The 14,669-nt window shown below is 74.5% G+C and carries 13 protein-coding genes and 4 tRNA genes; 8 read left to right on the top strand and 9 right to left on the bottom strand.

Annotation, left to right across the window (positions count from 1 at the left end):
- Positions 1-36: 36 nt before the first annotated feature.
- Positions 37-111: transfer RNA gene (locus KOV94_RS18955), tRNA-Val, on the bottom strand.
- A gap of 249 nt (positions 112-360) precedes the next feature.
- Here KOV94_RS18955 and KOV94_RS18950 point away from each other — a divergent pair.
- Entirely contained in the window at positions 361-789 is a 429-nt protein-coding gene (locus KOV94_RS18950) for an SsgA family sporulation/cell division regulator (RefSeq protein WP_124344144.1), read from the top strand.
- Between the two features lie 147 nt (positions 790-936).
- Here KOV94_RS18950 and KOV94_RS18945 read toward each other — a convergent pair whose 3' ends face one another.
- A complete protein-coding gene (locus tag KOV94_RS18945; protein WP_218052880.1) occupies positions 937-1,797 on the bottom strand; it encodes an aminotransferase class IV in 861 nt (286 codons plus the stop codon).
- Positions 1,798-1,837: 40 nt separating this feature from the next.
- Positions 1,838-2,914, bottom strand: coding sequence for a chorismate-binding protein (locus KOV94_RS18940; protein ID WP_372449507.1), 1,077 nt, complete (start codon positions 2,912-2,914; stop codon positions 1,838-1,840).
- A gap of 145 nt (positions 2,915-3,059) precedes the next feature.
- On the opposite strand from KOV94_RS18940, the gene KOV94_RS18935 reads away from it, so the two are divergent.
- The 3 genes from KOV94_RS18935 (at position 3,060) to KOV94_RS18925 (ending at position 3,351) form a co-directional block, all read left to right on the top strand.
- Positions 3,060-3,131, top strand: a tRNA-Gly gene (locus KOV94_RS18935).
- 56 nt (positions 3,132-3,187) lie between these two features.
- A tRNA-Cys gene (locus tag KOV94_RS18930) sits at positions 3,188-3,258 on the top strand.
- A gap of 18 nt (positions 3,259-3,276) precedes the next feature.
- Positions 3,277-3,351 (top strand) — tRNA-Val (locus tag KOV94_RS18925).
- A gap of 111 nt (positions 3,352-3,462) precedes the next feature.
- On the opposite strand, the gene KOV94_RS18920 is transcribed toward KOV94_RS18925, so the two are convergent.
- The 3 genes from KOV94_RS18920 to KOV94_RS18910 all read right to left on the bottom strand — a co-directional run bounded on the left by KOV94_RS18920 (position 3,463) and on the right by KOV94_RS18910 (position 5,721).
- On the bottom strand, positions 3,463-3,630 hold the full coding sequence (locus KOV94_RS18920; RefSeq protein ID WP_160142931.1) for a hypothetical protein: 168 nt from the start codon (positions 3,628-3,630) through the stop codon (positions 3,463-3,465).
- 330 nt (positions 3,631-3,960) lie between these two features.
- A complete protein-coding gene (locus KOV94_RS18915; protein WP_218052879.1) occupies positions 3,961-5,013 on the bottom strand; it encodes a zinc-dependent alcohol dehydrogenase family protein in 1,053 nt (350 codons plus the stop codon).
- A gap of 135 nt (positions 5,014-5,148) precedes the next feature.
- Positions 5,149-5,721, bottom strand: coding sequence for a M15 family metallopeptidase (locus tag KOV94_RS18910; protein WP_218052878.1), 573 nt, complete (start codon positions 5,719-5,721; stop codon positions 5,149-5,151).
- A 196-nt stretch (positions 5,722-5,917) separates the two neighbouring features.
- Here KOV94_RS18910 and KOV94_RS18905 point away from each other — a divergent pair, with 196 nt between their 5' ends.
- Positions 5,918-7,369, top strand: coding sequence for a peptidoglycan DD-metalloendopeptidase family protein (locus KOV94_RS18905; RefSeq protein WP_308160663.1), 1,452 nt, complete (start codon positions 5,918-5,920; stop codon positions 7,367-7,369).
- Here KOV94_RS18905 and KOV94_RS18900 read toward each other — a convergent pair.
- Positions 7,341-8,447, bottom strand: a complete 1,107-nt coding sequence (locus KOV94_RS18900; RefSeq protein WP_218052877.1) for an FUSC family protein — start codon at positions 8,445-8,447, stop codon at positions 7,341-7,343. The two genes, KOV94_RS18905 and KOV94_RS18900, sit on opposite strands and share 29 nt — an antisense overlap.
- 146 nt (positions 8,448-8,593) lie before the next feature.
- On the opposite strand from KOV94_RS18900, the gene KOV94_RS18895 reads away from it, so the two are divergent.
- Together KOV94_RS18895 and KOV94_RS18890 are read left to right on the top strand one after the other, a co-directional pair.
- On the top strand, positions 8,594-8,953 hold the full coding sequence (locus tag KOV94_RS18895; protein WP_218052876.1) for an ArsR/SmtB family transcription factor: 360 nt from the start codon (positions 8,594-8,596) through the stop codon (positions 8,951-8,953).
- Complete coding sequence (locus KOV94_RS18890; protein ID WP_218052875.1) at positions 8,950-10,614, top strand: SulP family inorganic anion transporter; 1,665 nt, start codon at positions 8,950-8,952, stop codon at positions 10,612-10,614. The genes KOV94_RS18895 and KOV94_RS18890 overlap by 4 nt, the downstream gene beginning before the upstream one ends.
- Positions 10,615-10,681: 67 nt before the next feature.
- Here the strand turns inward: KOV94_RS18890 and KOV94_RS18885 are convergent, their stop codons facing one another.
- Positions 10,682-11,887 carry an AI-2E family transporter gene (locus tag KOV94_RS18885; protein ID WP_218052874.1) on the bottom strand — a complete coding sequence of 402 codons (1,206 nt, stop codon included), beginning with the start codon at positions 11,885-11,887 and terminating at the stop codon, positions 10,682-10,684.
- Positions 11,888-12,093: 206 nt separating this feature from the next.
- On the opposite strand from KOV94_RS18885, the gene KOV94_RS18880 reads away from it, so the two are divergent.
- Entirely contained in the window at positions 12,094-13,938 is a 1,845-nt protein-coding gene (locus KOV94_RS18880; protein ID WP_218052873.1) for a bifunctional metallophosphatase/5'-nucleotidase, read from the top strand.
- 381 nt (positions 13,939-14,319) lie between these two features.
- On the opposite strand, the gene KOV94_RS18875 is transcribed toward KOV94_RS18880, so the two are convergent.
- The gene (locus tag KOV94_RS18875) at positions 14,320-14,490 is read right to left on the bottom strand and encodes a hypothetical protein (RefSeq protein WP_218052872.1); all 171 of its coding nucleotides are present in this window, start codon (positions 14,488-14,490) and stop codon (positions 14,320-14,322) included.
- Positions 14,491-14,669 lie beyond the last annotated feature (179 nt).

The raw sequence follows: 14,669 nt of genomic DNA, 5'->3' as shown, positions 1-14,669 counted from the left end.
GCCCCGACCAGCGGACTCGCCGGTCGGGGCCTTCGGTGGTGGGCGATACTGGGTTCGAACCAGTGACCTCCTCGGTGTGAACGAGGCGCTCTACCACTGAGCCAATCGCCCGTGACCTCGCCCGGGGGCGACGTCGAAGAGGATGCTACCCAACCTGCGGCCAGATTCCGAACCGGCTTCCGGTCCGCGGAGGGCGTCGTGGACGATACCGTTATCGACACGGGGCCACGAAACGGCCGCTCTCGCCGACGAGGGTGATGGCACAGGTCCCTCCGGGTGAACTCGCGCCCGGGACCGGTCCAATCGGGCATCTGTCCTGCCATGATGGGACCTCCAGCCCTAGCGAGACAGGAGGACCCGATGACGCAGTCGTCGTACGACGTCGTCGAGGTCGTCGCCATGCAGCTGATCGGCTCCGACGCGAGCGTGATCCCGGTCAGCGCCGAGCTCTCCTTCCGCACGTCGGACCCGTACACGGTGCGCGCGGTCTTCACCGGACCCCACACCATGTCGACGTGGCTCCTCGGCCGCGAGCTGCTGTCCCTCGGGATGCTCGCCTCGGCCGACGCGCCCGCGGGGACCGGCGACGTGCAGGTGTGGCGCGACGAAGACCCCGACTACACGCTCGTGTCGCTCAACGGGGTCGAGGGCAGCGCCCTGCTCGCCGCGCCGACCGAGCCCATCACCCGCTTCCTCGCCTCGACGGAGGCTCTCGTCCCGCTGGGATCCGAGAGCGCCCGCATGGAGAGCGAGATCACGGCCCTGATCGCAGCGCTGCTCACGGCCTGACCGCAGCACCACCGACCGGTTCCGTCCACAGGGCGGGGCCGGTCGTCGTGCGTCCGGACGAGCAGCGCACGGGCCTCGCGACGTCGGGTCACCAGCACCCCGGAGCCCGCTGCCGTGCGACTCGGCGGGCGCGCGCGGCCGGCGACCTCACGGGTCGAGGTCGCGCCCCACGTGCTCCTGGAACAGCCGCTGGGCGGCGAGCGACAGCGGTCCCGCGGCCACGTCGACCGCGTCGACGCGCACCGTCGGGGCGATGTTGCGGATCGAGCCGCTGAGCAGCAGGTGGGCGTCGCCCGCGACGACCTCGTCGAGCACCTCGTAGGGCAGCTCGCCGGGCTCGGCCTCGCGGACGGGCAACCCGTCGGCGGCGCCCCACTCGAGCAGCAGCTCGCGCGTGATGCCCGCCAGGCAGCCGCTCGACAGCGGCGGGGTGACGAGCTCGCCGCCGCGCTCGACGAACACGTTCGAGCCCGTGCCCTCGCACAGCTCCCCGACGGTGTTCGCGAGGACCGCCTCGTCGGCGCTCTGCCGGTACGCCTCGGCGAGCGCCACGACGTTCTCCGCGTACGACGTCGTCTTGAGGCCAGCGACGGCCGAGCGCTCGTTGCGCACCCAGGGCACGCGCACGACCCGCGACACCTGCGCGCGCGTGGCCGGACCGGCCAGCACGACGAGCGTCTGCCGCTGCTCCTCGGGGTCGAACCGGTGCGAGCCCAGCGGCCCCGGGCCGCCCGTGAGCGTGATCCGCAGGCGCCCCGCATCGCCGGCGACGGCGAGCACCTCGTCCACGGCCGTGCGCACCTCGTCGAGGTCGGGCTCGCCGAGGCCGAGGCCCAGCGCGGAGCGCCGGAGCCGACGCAGGTGCCGGGTCAGCGCGAACGCCTGCCCCTCGTAGACGGCGCACGTCTCGAAGACGCCGTCGCCGACCGTCAGGCCGTGGTCGACACCGGTGACGAGCGGGTCGGTGGGCTCGCGCAGCGCACCGTCGGACCAGATCACGACGCTCATCTCGCCAGTCTCGCACCCCGCGCGGCAACGGGCGCGCAGGTCACCGCGACGCGAGCGCCACGAGCCGCCGCGCCTTGAGCGCCGTCTCCGCCCACTCGGCGTCCGGGTCGCTCCCCCACGTGATCCCCGCGCCCGTGCCGAACCGCAGCACGCCGTCGCGCCACCAGAACGTCCGGATGCCCACCGCGAGCTCGGCGCGGACGGACCCGTCGTCGCCGACCTCGACCCAGCCGACCGCGCCGCAGTACGGCCCGCGGGGTGCCGCCTCGAGCGCCGTGATGAGGTCGAGCGCGGCCAGCTTGGGCGCACCCGACACCGACCCGGGCGGGTACGTCGCGTCGAGCAGCCGGGCCCACAGGTCGGGAGCGGCCGCCACCACGGGGTCGAGCGTGCCCTGCACGGTCGACACGAGGTGTACGAGGCCCGGGTGCTGCTCCTCGCCGAGGAGCGTCGTCACCTCGACCGTGCCCGGCCGGCACACACGCTGCAGGTCGTTGCGCACGAGGTCGGTGATCATGACGTTCTCGGCCCGGTCCTTCGCGGTGAGGCCGTCGACGGTCACCGCGGTCCCCTTGATGGGCGCCGACGTCACGACGCCGTCCTCGACGCGGAGGAACAGCTCCGGGGACGCGCTCACGACCCACACAGGATCGACGCCGCCGCCGCGGGGCACGTGCACACCACCGGCGAAGGGCGCCGGGTTCCCCTCGGCGAGCACCGCGGCGAGCGCGTGCGCGTCCGGCTCGTCGCCGTCGCCGCCCGCCGCGAGCGGCGCGGACAGCACCCGGCAGAGGTTCGCCTGGTAGACGTCCCCCTCGGCCACCGCCGACCGCACGCGCTCGACCGCGCTCCGGTACGCGTCCTCCCCCATCGACGACACCCAGGCGGACGCGTGTGGCCCGCGCCACACCGGCGCGTGCGAGCGCTCGGAACGACGCGACACGTCGGCGAAGCGCCAGGCCCGCACCGCGCCCTCGAACTCCCCCACGACGGCCCACCAGCCCGGCGTCCGCAGGCGTTCCGGCTGGTCACGGACGTCCACGGCCTCGACGACACCCGACGCCTCGACGTCGCCGAACCACGCGGTCCCGGGGCTGACGGAGGGCTGCTCGTGCACCCGCACACGGTAGCGAGGCGGTCGTCCGACCCCACGGATCCGCATGAACACGCGGCTCCGGGAGCCAGTTGGACTCTGGCCGGAAGACTCGGTTAGAGTCTGGGACGCACACGGAACGCCGGTGAGAAACCGGGGGACGTGCAGCGCGGACGTGGCTCAGTGGTAGAGCATCACCTTGCCAAGGTGAGGGTCGCGGGTTCGAATCCCGTCGTCCGCTCGGAGGCAGACACTCCTGATCGACTGGTCCTCAGTCGCTGAGGACTGCGGTCTCAGGGTGGAGTGGCCGAGAGGCGAGGCAGCGGCCTGCAAAGCCGTATACGTGGGTTCGAATCCCATCTCCACCTCGCAGCATGTCCCCCCACGGGCGATTGGCGCAGCGGTAGCGCGCTTCCCTGACACGGAAGAGGTCACTGGTTCGATCCCAGTATCGCCCACCAGCATCACAGCACGACTGAGGGCCGTCACCGGGCAACCGGGGCGGCCCTCAGTCGTGCGTGCGCCCGTCGACGTCGCGGACGGCGTCCGACGACGGAGCACGCCGGGCGGGTTCAGCGCAGCGTGACCGGGAACGGCCCGCCGACCGCGATCCGTGGTGACGGGGAGAGGTCCGGTGCGCCGGCGGCGAGGAGCACGGAGTAGACGTACAGGCCGTACGTGCCGGGCGCCACGTCCTCGTCGCTGTCGGCGGTGGGGCACGTCGCGAACCACTGGGACACCTCAGGCGAAGGCGTCCTGCACGAGGTCCTCGGCGTCCCGGAGGTCACCGGTCAGCAGGTACGCGTACGCGCACAGCGACGCCCGCACTCGCGCGCCACGACGCCCATGACGTCGTCGCTGCGCCGGCGCGCGTCGTCCATGTCGTCCTCTCCGCCGCAGTGGTGCACCACCTTCCACCACCGAGGACGGACCGGGTGGCAGAAACGTTGTGACCGCCCGCCGTCCTGTCGTCAGCGGTGCCGCTCGGGCCGCGCGCCCGACGTCCTGCGGGCGACCGTCGCCGGGCGCCGGGTCCCGTCCGTGCGGGCGCGGTCGAGCGGCAGCGGTCGTCACGCGGTCATCAGGACCTTGAGGGCGTGCGTGTCGGCCGCGCTGCCGAACGTCCGGTAGGCGGAGAGCACGTCGGACAGCGCGAACCGGTGCGTCACGAACGCCTCCACCGGCAGCTTCCCCGCGGCGACGAGGCGCAGCAGCATCGGCAGGGTCGTGGTGTTCACGAGGCCCGTGGTGATCGTGATGTTCCGGATCCACAGGTCCTGGAGCGCGAGCTCGACCGGCCGGCCGTGCACGCCCACGTTGGCGACGTGCCCGCCGGGACGCACCAGCTCGGTGCACATCGTGAACGTCTCCGGGACGCCGACGCACTCGATCGCGACGTCGACGCCCGCTCCGTCGGTGACGCCCATGATCTCGGCCTTCCAGTCCGCCCGGGCGTCGACCGAGAGCGTGGCTCCGAGCTCCTTGGCGACGTCGAGACGGTGCCGGGCGCGGTCGACCGCGACGACCTGCGCCGCGCCGTGCAGCGCGCACGTCGCGACTGCGGCGAGCCCGACCGGTCCCGCGCCCACGACGGCCACCGTGTCGCCGGGCCGGACGTGCCCGTACTGCACGCCGATCTCGAAGCCCGTCGGCAGGATGTCGGACAGCAGGACGGCGAGCTCGTCCGGCACGGACGCCGGCAGGGCGTGCAGCGAGGTGTCGGCGAACGGCACCCGCACGAGCTCCGCCTGGGTGCCGTCGACGAGGTGGCCCAGGACCCATCCGATCCCGGACGCTCCTTCGGGCGCCAGGCAGTGCGACGGGTTCTGGCTCCGGCAGGACGTGCACACGCCGCACCCGCTGATGCACGACACGACGACCCGGTCCCCCACCGCGTGCCGCTGCACACCGCCGCCCACCGCGACGATCGTGCCGACACCCTCGTGGCCCAGGACGCGCCCGTCCGTCACGGCCGGCACGTCGCCCTTGAGGATGTGCAGGTCGGTGCCGCAGATCGTCGTCGCCTCCATGCGCACGACCACGTCGGTCGGCTCGACCAGGTGCGCGTCCGGGACCTCCTCCCACGCGATCTGGCCCGGACCGTGGAACACGAGCGCCTTCATGGCTCCTCCCCTCCCGACGCGCAGGCACCGTCGCCTGCACCTCTCCAGCGTCGTCCCGCGGGCGACGCGCCGGGCAGGGCCAATGGTCCCCAGGCGCCGCACCCAGGGGCGCGACGGCACGGGAGTCCGTGAGGATCAGCGCGAGTAGACCCAGTGCCACGGCTCGCGCGGCGTGTCCTCCACGAAGCCGTACGTGCCGGCGTTGGCACGCATCCACGCCTGCGCGCGGTCGTCGAGGGCGAGGTCGAGCGCGAGCCCCCAGCCGTGCGGGCTCGTCCCGGGCGCGGCGGCGAGGCCGCCCTGCGAGTAGAGGCCCTTGCGTGCAGCGACGTCGACCTGCGCGTCGTAGGAGCGGTAGGAGTCGGTGATGCCGATCCGCACGCCGTCGCGTGCGGCCGCTGCCGTCAGGTCGCCGAACGCCTGCGCGGCGGGTGCCCAGAGGCGGTGGCCGGTCGAGCCGACGGGCGCGAGCGCGTCGGGCGGGATCCGGCCGTTGCCGTACCGCGCGAGGTCCACCGGGACGCCGGACGCGTCGCGCGCGGTCGACGTCCCCTGCGTCTGCGACACGGCGGTCTCGAGCGCGGCCGCGAACGTCGCCGCCGTCGGCGAGGCGGTCGTCGTGCGGGGCGCCACCGGTGCGGGCGCGACGGCCTGCAGGCTGCCGCGGATCTCCGCCATGCGCTGGGCGATGCCCATGATCGCGTCCATGGTCCTCCTTCCCCCAGGTCGATCGACCGGAGGCCCGCAGGGTTGAGGGGTGCGACGGGCGAACGTCGCAGCGGTCGCGCGACGAGCAGCCCGGCGCCCGTCGGGCGGCCTCGACGTCCCTGCCGACCGGATGAGGTTCAGCGGCACCCGGGCGCGCCGCCGCCGCGAGGCGCACGACTCCACCTACCGTCGCCCGGTGCCCGATCCGACCGAGGTGCCGTCCGTCGACCGGCGCCGACCGCCCCGCGCGCGCCGCGGCGTCGCCGTCCTCGTGGCGGCCGCGCTGCTGCTCCCGCTGCAGGCCGCGGCCGGTGCGGCCGACGACCTGGACGACCGTCGGCGCTCCGCGCAGGAGCAGGCCGAGGGCGCTCGGCAGCGGACCGACGACCTCCGCGCGTCGGTCGAAGGGCTGTCGGCGGACCTCGCGCGGGCCGTCGCGGAGCTCGCCGAGACGGAGACGCGGCTGCCCGCCGCGCAGGAGCAGCTGCGCGCGGCTCAGGCGACGCTCGACGGCGCGGAGCGTCGCGCGGAGATCCTGGCGGCGCGCCTCGTCGACGCCCGCGAGCAGCAGTCCACGCTGCGCGACGGCCTCGCGCGGACCAGCGCCCGCGACGACGAGGTGCGCGCCGCGATCGGGCAGCTCGCGCGGCAGGCGCAGCGCGGCGGCGCCGGCGCCTCCGGACTGGCGGTCGTGCTCGACGCCGAGGACCTGGACGAGTTCAGCTCGCGGATGCAGGCGCTGGAGACGGCGCAGCGCAGCCAGGACCGGCTGCTCCAGGAGCTGACCGCGCTCGCGGCGGCCACGCGCAACCACGAGGCGCGGCTCGCGGCGGTCGCGGACAGGATCGGCGCGCTGCGGGCCGAGGCCGACGCGGAGGTCGTGCGCGCCGACCGGGCCCGCGCGGACGCGGCCGCGCGCGAGGCGGAGATCACGCGCCTGCTCGCGGAGCAGGAGGCCACACGCCGGCGGCTGGACGACATGACCGCGCAGGCCGAGGCCGAGGCGGCCGCGGCCGACCGCGAGCGCGCCGCGATCGAGGCGGAGCTCGCCGGGATCATCGCCGAGCAGCAGCGGGTCGCCGCCGAGCAGGAGCGGGTCCGGGTCGAGCAGGAGCGGGTCCGCGCCGAGCAGGAGCGTGCCCGTGCCGAGGAGGCGGCGAAGGCCGGTCAGCCGCCGCCGCAGCCGCAGGCGCCGCCCGCCCCGCAGCCCGCCCCGCCGCCGGCGTCGGGTGGGTCGGGCCCGGTGTTCACGAACCCCACGTCGATCACGCCGATGCACGTGACGTCGAGCTACGGCATGCGGCTGCACCCGATCCTCGGCTACACGCGCCTGCACGCGGGGATCGACCTGCGGACGTACTGCGGCACCCCGTTGTACGCACCGCGCGACGCGGTCGTGCGGTGGTCCCAGTGGCGCAACGGGTTCGGCAACCAGGTCATGCTCGACCACGGGCCGGTCGACGGGCAGTCGCTCATGAGCAGCCTCAACCACCTCACGCGGTCCACGGTCGCCGCGGGGCAGCGCGTCCGTCGGGGCGACCTCGTGGGCTACTCGGGCAACACCGGCTTGTCCGGTGCGTGCCACCTGCACTTCGAGGTGTACCGGAACGGGTCGACGGTCAACCCGGCACCGCTGCTCGGCCGGTAGCCGCACGGCGCCGTGGCGGGTCGAGCAGGCGCGCGAGCGCGAGCACGAGCACGCCGACCGCGGCCCCGAGGACGGTCTCGACGACGCGGTCGACGACGAGCCGGTCGAGCGTCGTCGGACCGCCGCCGAGCCACGACAGGACGAGCGCCATGGGGGTGATGGCCACGACGGCGATGCCGTAGTGGCGCGCGACGAACAGCTCGGTGACCACCTGGAGGGCCGCCACCCAGGCCACGAGGACCCACGGCGACGGGTCCCCGGCGAGGATCGCGGCCGCGACGAGGACGCCGAGCAGGGTGCCGGCGACGCGCTGCGCCGCCCGTCCGACGCGTGCCACGGGCGTGGGCCCGACCAGGGGGACGGTCGCGGTGACCGCCGCCCAGTACGGGTGGCCGAGGCCCGCGGCGAGGGCGATCGCCCCGGCGGCGAGCGGCGCGGCGGCGTGCACCGCGACGTCGACGACGACCGTGCGGCTCGCGAGCGCCGCGCGCAGGGGCGACGGTGCGGGGGCGGGTACGCGAGGGCGGCGTGACGTCGGCAACCAGCGGCCGACCTGACCGAGCGCGACGGCGAGCGCCGCCGCCGCGGTGGGCAGCACCACGGCGGGCACGAGGTCGGACGCGGGGTGCGCGTACGACGACAGCGTCCCGACCGCGAAGACGAGGAACAGCGACGGGACGGGCGACCAGCCGAGGACCCGGGCGAGCACGCAGCCGAGGGCGGAGAACACGGCCATCGTGGCGACGGCCAGGAGGGAGCCGGGGGCGACGACCCCGGCGGCGGTGCCGGCGACCACCGCGGCGACGAGCGCGAGCCCGGTCCCGGCCTGCAGGCGCGCGCGGGCGGCGTAGTCGAGCTGCTTGCCGTACACCGAGCACATCGCGCCGAACGTCGCGAAGGGGGTCCACCCGGGATGCCCGAGGGCGAGGCACGCGACGAGGGGCACGGTGACGCTGAGGCCGACGCGGATCGCGGGCCAGTGCGCGTGCCCGTGCGGCCCGACGGTCAGGAGCTCGCGGCGCAAGGACGACAGGGCCTGCCGTGCCCGCGCCCGTCGTGGAGCGTCGGGAGGTGCCATGAGGCCGCCACTCTACGAACGTCGCGGGTCGGGCGCGCGACGGGGTGGTCCCGGGTGGTCGCGGGTGTCCCCGGCGCTCGTCGTCCGGGACGGACTCCGTCCAGCGATATGATGGATCCATCACATCGTCAAGGGACAGGACGCGCATGCCTTCCTCGCCGCCGCTCAACGAGGTCAAGGCGAACCTCTTCAAGGGCCTGGCGCACCCCGTGCGCATCCGCATCCTCGAGCTCCTCGCGGCGGGGGACGACGTCCCGGTCTCGACGCTCATCGCCGAGACCGGGCTCGAGGCGTCGCACCTCTCGCAGCACCTCGCGGTCCTGCGCCGCTACCACCTCGTCGAGTCCGCGCGACGCGGCAGCGCGGTCGACTACCGCCTCGCGTCCGCGCACGTCGCCGAGCTGCTGCGCGTCGCGCGCGAGCTCCTCGGCGAGATCCTGCGCTCGACCCAGGACCAGCTCGCCGCGGTCGCCGACGAGTCCGCGTCCATGACGGCCCCGCGGTGAGGGCCGGCTCCGGCCTCCGGACGCTGCTCCCGGGACGGCACGACTACGCCGCCCTGCGCACGTCCTGGCGGGCCGACCTCCTGGCGGGGGTCACCGTCGGCGTCGTGGCGCTGCCGCTCGCGCTCGCCTTCGGCGTGAGCTCGGGCGTCGGCGCAGAGGCGGGCCTGGTCACAGCGATCGTCGCGGGTCTCGTGGCCGCGGTGCTCGGCGGGTCGCACGTCCAGGTGTCCGGCCCGACCGGCGCGATGGTCGTCGTCCTCGCGCCGATCGTCGCGACGCACGGCGCCGGCGCGGTGCCCGTCGTCGCGCTGCTGGCCGGTGCGCTCGTCGTCGTCGCCGGCGTGCTGCGCCTCGGGCGCCTCGTCGGCATGATCCCGTGGCCGGTGATCGAGGGGTTCACCCTCGGCATCGCGATCCTCATCTTCCTGCAGCAGGTCCCCGCCGCGGTGGGCGTGCCCGCCGCCGGACACGACGCCAACGCCGCGGTCGCGGCGCTCCAGTCCCTCGGCGAGGCGACCGCGCCCGACGCGCTCTGGTCGGCCGGGGTGGTCGCCTCCGTCGTCGCCGTGATGCTGCTCGCTCCGCGGGTGCACCCCGCGGTGCCCGGGTCGCTCGTCGCGATCGCCCTCGTCACGGTCGTGACCGCGGTGGCGCACCTGCCCGTCGCGACGATCGGCGCGCTCCCCGCCGGGCTCCCCGCGCCCGCGTGGCCGACGGTCGACCTCACGACGCTCGCCGGGCTCACCGGCCCGGCTGTGACGGTCGCCGCTCTCGCGGCCATCGAGTCGCTGCTGTCGGCGCGCGTGGCCTCGTCGCACGCGAGCACCGGACCGTACGACGCCGACCGCGAGCTCGTGGGCCAAGGTCTCGCCTCGGTCGCGTCCGGGCTCTTCGGCGGCATGCCCGCGACGGGCGCGATCGCCCGCACGGCCGTCAACGTCAGCTCCGGCGGCCGCACGCGCGTCGCGGCGGTCGTGCACGCGCTCGTCCTGCTGGCGGTCGTCGGCAGCCTGAGCGGGGTCGTCGCGCACGTGCCGCTGCCCGCGCTCGCCGGCGTCCTCATGGTCACGGCGGTCCGCATGGTCTCCGCGCGCGGCGTGCGCCTCGTCGTCCGGTCGACGCGGGCGGCAGCCGCGCTGTTCACGCTGACGGCCGTCGTGACGGTCTCGGTCGACCTCGTCTACGCCGTCGGCGTGGGGATCGTCGTCGCGGCCGCGCTCAGCCTGCGCGCGATGGCGCGCGCCGCAGGCGTGCACCGGGAGGAGCTGCCCGGACCACCCGTCGCCGGCGACGAGCGGATCGCGCTGTTCCGCGTCGAGGGTGCGTTGTTCTTCGCGGCCGCCGAGCGCGTGCTGGAGCGGGTGGCGGCGATCGACGGCGTGAGCGTCGTGGTCCTGCGCCTGTCGCAGGTGCAGCTCCTCGACGCGACCGGCGCACAGGTCCTGGGCGAGCTCGTGGCCGGGCTGCACCGCCGCGGCGTGACCGTCCTCGTCAAGGGGCTCCAGCCGGACCACCTCGGCCTCGCGCGCCGCGTCGGGGTGCTCGACCCGCTCGACGACGACCAGGTGTTCGCGCACCTGGACGAGGCCGTCGGGCACGCGCGCCGGGTCGTGGCGCTCGACACCCGGCTCGCCTCCGCCGTCGGCACACCCGCCGCCTGACGCGAGCGCGCGGGCGGGCGGGCGCACCGGCGCCGACGGGCGCGCACGACGGACGAGCCGCGCGCCGTCATGCGCGCGACGCGGGCTCCACGACGGCCGAGCTCGCCGCGAGCGCGTCCCGCTTCTTGGGCCGGGCGAACCGGGCCGGCAGGTCGGGACCGTCCCACACCTGCACCGCCCGCCAGATCGAGGCGGCGATCGGCACGGCCAGGACGGCGCCGGTGAGACCGGCGAGCACCGTGCCGGCGGTCAGCGCGAACAGGATGACGAGCGGGTGCAGCTGCAGCGCGCGGCCCATGACGATCGGCTGGAGGAAGTCGCCCTCGACCTGGTTCACCACGACCACGATCGCGACGACGATCAGCGCCTCGACGGGCCCGACCGCCACGAGGGCGACGAGCGCGGAGAGGATCCCGGCGAGCGTCGCGCCGACCAGCGGGATGAACGCGAGCAGGAAGACGAGGACCGACAGCGGGATCACCAGCGGCACGCCCACGATGGCGAGGCCGATGCCGATGGCGACGGCGTCGACGGCTGCGACGATCGCGGTCCCGCGGATGTAGCCGCCCAGCGTGCTGACGGTCGTGACGCCGATGCGCCGGCCCCGCTCGTACCGGTGCCCGTCGAAGGGCCGGAGCAGGAACTCCCAGATCGTCGGGCCGTCCTTCAGGAAGAAGAACAGGACGACGACCATGATGAAGAAGCCGGCGACGAAGTCGACGGTCTGCGAGACGCCCGCGACCGCGCCCGCGCTGACCGCGTCGGACTGCAGCAGGCCCGTGACCGAGTCGCGCACCGACTGGATCTGCTCCTCGGTGATGTCGAACGGCAGGCCCTCGACGTAGGCCTGGAGCTCGTCGAAGCCGTCGAGGGCCTGGTCGCGGAGCGCGTCCCACTGGTTCACGACCGCCCGCACGACCAGCCAGAGGATGAGCGCCAGCAGCGCGACGAGCGCGACCAGCGCGATCCACGTCGCCGCGAGCGACGGCAGGCCCTTGCGGCGCAGGAACGTGACGAGCGGTGAGATCGCCGCGGCCAGCACGAGCGCGATGAGCACCGGGATGACGACGAGCGTCAGCCGCGTCACCACGAACACGAGGACGGCGACGAGCGCGATGATCGCGAGCACCTGCAGCGAACGCGTCCCGGCGCGTCCGACGCCGTCGGACCAGAGGCCCGACGCGCCGCGCACCGGGCGGGGCGGCGAGAGCTCCTGCCGGTCGGTGTCGCGGGTGCGGGGGTGCTCCCGCGAGCGGCGGCCGAACGGAGCCATCGAGGACCTCCAGGTGGGACGAGGGGTCGGAGCCCCCGACGCTACGGCGCGCGGCCCGTCACCGCGCGACGGGCGCCGACGTCACCGCCGCGCCGCCTCGCGGTCACCGTCGGGCGGCCGGCCGACGTGTGGCTGTCACCCGTCCGGAGTACGGTGCGCCGCGTCACCGACCGGTGCGCACCGCCACACCCCAGGAGGTCTCGCCCATGCGCTCCCCCACCCCACGGCGCACCCGCCGACGCGTCGCCGTGGTCACCGCGACCGCCGCGCTCGCGCTCGCCCTCGCGACGCCCGCGACCGCGGGCGACACCGCCGACCACGGTCGCGGTCACGACCGCACCTACTCGATCACCGTCATGGGCACGAGCGACCTGCACGGCAACGTCCTCAACTGGGACTACTTCAAGGACGCCGAGTACGACGACAGCGCGCACAACGACGTGGGCCTGGCGAAGATCTCGACGCTCGTCGACCAGGTGCGTGCGGACCGCGGTGCCCGCAACACGCTGCTCGTCGACGCCGGCGACACGATCCAGGGCACGTCGCTCGCGTACTACTACGCGAAGGTCGAGCCGATCACGGAGGGCGGCGTGCACCCGATGGCCGCGGCGATGAACGCGATCGGGTACGACGCGGCGGCGCTCGGCAACCACGAGTTCAACTACGGCATCCCGCTGCTGCGCACGTTCCAGCGGCAGCTCGACTTCCCGCTGCTCGGCGCGAACGCGACGTCGGCGCGCACCGGGAAGCCCGCGTTCGCGCCCTACGTCATCGAGACCCTGCACCCGCGGGGCGGCAAGCCCGTGCGGGTCGGCATCCTCGGCCTGACCAACCCGGGCATCGCGATCTGGGACAAGGCGAACGTCGAGGGCCAGATGCAGTTCGGCGGACTCGTCGAGGCCGCGCAGCGCTACGTCCCGGAGATGCGGCGCAAGGGGGCGGACGTCGTCATCGTGTCCGCGCACTCGGGCGCGGACACGTCGTCGTCGTACGGCGACGCGCTGCCGTTCCCGGAGAACGCCGCGACGCTCGTCGCGCAGCAGGTGCCGGGCATCGACGCGATCCTCGTCGGGCACGCGCACCAGGAGATCCCCGAGCGGGTGGTCACGAACACGGCCACGGGCAAGCCGGTCGTGCTGTCCGAGCCGCTGCGCTGGGGCATGCGCCTGTCGACCTTCGACGTGGACCTCACGTTCCACCGCGGGAGGTGGACGGTCGACGGCGTCGAGGCGGACGTGCTGAACGCGAACACCGTCCCGGAGGACCCCGAGATCGTCGACCTGCTCGCCGACGAGCAGGCCACGGTCGTCGCCTACGTCAACAGCGTGATCGGCACGTCGACCGAGGCGATGTCCGCGGCGACCGCGCGCTACGAGGACACCGCGGCGCTCGACCTCATCAACCACGTCCAGGCGCAGGCCGTGCAGGCCGAGCTGACGGGGGCCGACGCCGACCTCCCGGTGCTGTCGATCGCCGCGCCGTTCAACCGGGAGGCCGCGATCCCCGCCGGAGAGGTGTCGGTCCGCGACGTCGCGGGGCTGTACATCTACGACAACACCCTCATGGGCATCCGGCTCACGGGTGCGCAGGTGAAGGCGTACCTGGAGAAGTCGGCGGAGTACTTCAAGCCCGTCACCGCCGCGGGCACCTACGCGTCCGCGGACCTCACCAACGCCCCCACGGCCACGGCCCCCAACGGCACGCCGGACTACAACGACGACGTCATGCGCGGGCTGGACGCGCCGCTCACGTACGACATCGACCTCGGGCAGCCCGTGGGCAGCCGCATCACCGGGCTCGCCTACGACGGCACACCCGTCACGGACGGCCAGGATTTCGTGGTCGCGATCAACAACTACCGGCAGTCCGGCGGCGGCAGCTTCCCCGGCGTCACGAGCGCTCCCGTGCTCGTCAACCGGCAGGTGGAGATCCGCCAGCTGCTCATCGACTGGGTCACCGAGCAGCAGGTCATCGACCCGGCGACGTTCAGCTCGACCAATCCGGACTGGCGTCTCACCTTCGGGGAGCAGCCGCTCACGATCACGCCGTGACCTCGCGCGGGTGCGGTCGTCTCCGTCGGGTCGACCGCACCTGCCGTCCCGACGCCGCGCGTCGTCGGTACAGTGCTGACGAGTGCCTGCCGGAGGGGAGGCGACCGTGCGAGCGCACGGCGTCGGGACACCGCGAGTGCCAGCAGGTGACCAGGCGAGCGCACCGCGCGGCCCGCGTCGCCGGGGCGTCGTCGCGCCGACGGGCCCCCTCTCCGCGGACGCGCTGGTCGCGCTGCAGCGGACCGCCGGCAACCGGGCGGCCCGCCAGGCGGTCCGCCGTCAGCCTTCGCCGACGACTGCTCACCCGGTCGTGCAGCGCGCCCCGTACGGGCTCGACCTGCCGACGAGCCGGACCGCGTACGTCGACCAGGCCGCGCAGCTCTACCGGTCGAAGAAGGACCTGCCGCTCGAGGACTTCGTGAAGGCGGTCATGACGACGATCGCGGGCGAGCTCAAGGCCGCGGGCGTGCCGCTGTTCGCCTGGACCCTCGTGACGGACGCGGGGGCGGCCGGCTCGTTCGACTCGGAGACGTGGAAGGTGAAGATCAACACCGCGAGCTTCACCTCCGGCGACACACCCCCGCGCGTGCTCGGCGACCTGGACCCGCAGGAGGTCACGGAGGTCGTCGGCACGCTCTACCACGAGTCGCGGCACGCCGACCAGGACGTCGTCGTCCTCCGCTCGCTGCTCGCCCAGAAGCAGACCCCGCGCAGATCCACGCGACGACGAA

Origin of the sequence: Cellulomonas algicola (genome assembly GCF_019024305.1) — a bacterium.
GTDB lineage: Bacteria > Actinomycetota > Actinomycetes > Actinomycetales > Cellulomonadaceae > Cellulomonas > Cellulomonas algicola.
Note: the sequence above shows the minus strand (reverse complement) of the source record. Positions and strands in the feature narration are given on the sequence as shown.

Coding starts and splice junctions, on each gene's coding strand:
- KOV94_RS18945 (WP_218052880.1), bottom strand. CDS start 1,797: ATGAGCGTCGTGATCTGGTCCGACGGTGCGCTGCGCGAGCCCACCGAC.
- KOV94_RS18915 (WP_218052879.1), bottom strand. CDS start 5,013: ATGAAGGCGCTCGTGTTCCACGGTCCGGGCCAGATCGCGTGGGAGGAG.
- KOV94_RS18900 (WP_218052877.1), bottom strand. CDS start 8,447: ATGGCACCTCCCGACGCTCCACGACGGGCGCGGGCACGGCAGGCCCTG.
- KOV94_RS18910 (WP_218052878.1), bottom strand. CDS start 5,721: ATGGACGCGATCATGGGCATCGCCCAGCGCATGGCGGAGATCCGCGGC.
- KOV94_RS18895 (WP_218052876.1), top strand. CDS start 8,594: ATGCCTTCCTCGCCGCCGCTCAACGAGGTCAAGGCGAACCTCTTCAAG.
- KOV94_RS18880 (WP_218052873.1), top strand. CDS start 12,094: ATGCGCTCCCCCACCCCACGGCGCACCCGCCGACGCGTCGCCGTGGTC.
- KOV94_RS18950 (WP_124344144.1), top strand. CDS start 361: ATGACGCAGTCGTCGTACGACGTCGTCGAGGTCGTCGCCATGCAGCTG.
- KOV94_RS18885 (WP_218052874.1), bottom strand. CDS start 11,887: ATGGCTCCGTTCGGCCGCCGCTCGCGGGAGCACCCCCGCACCCGCGAC.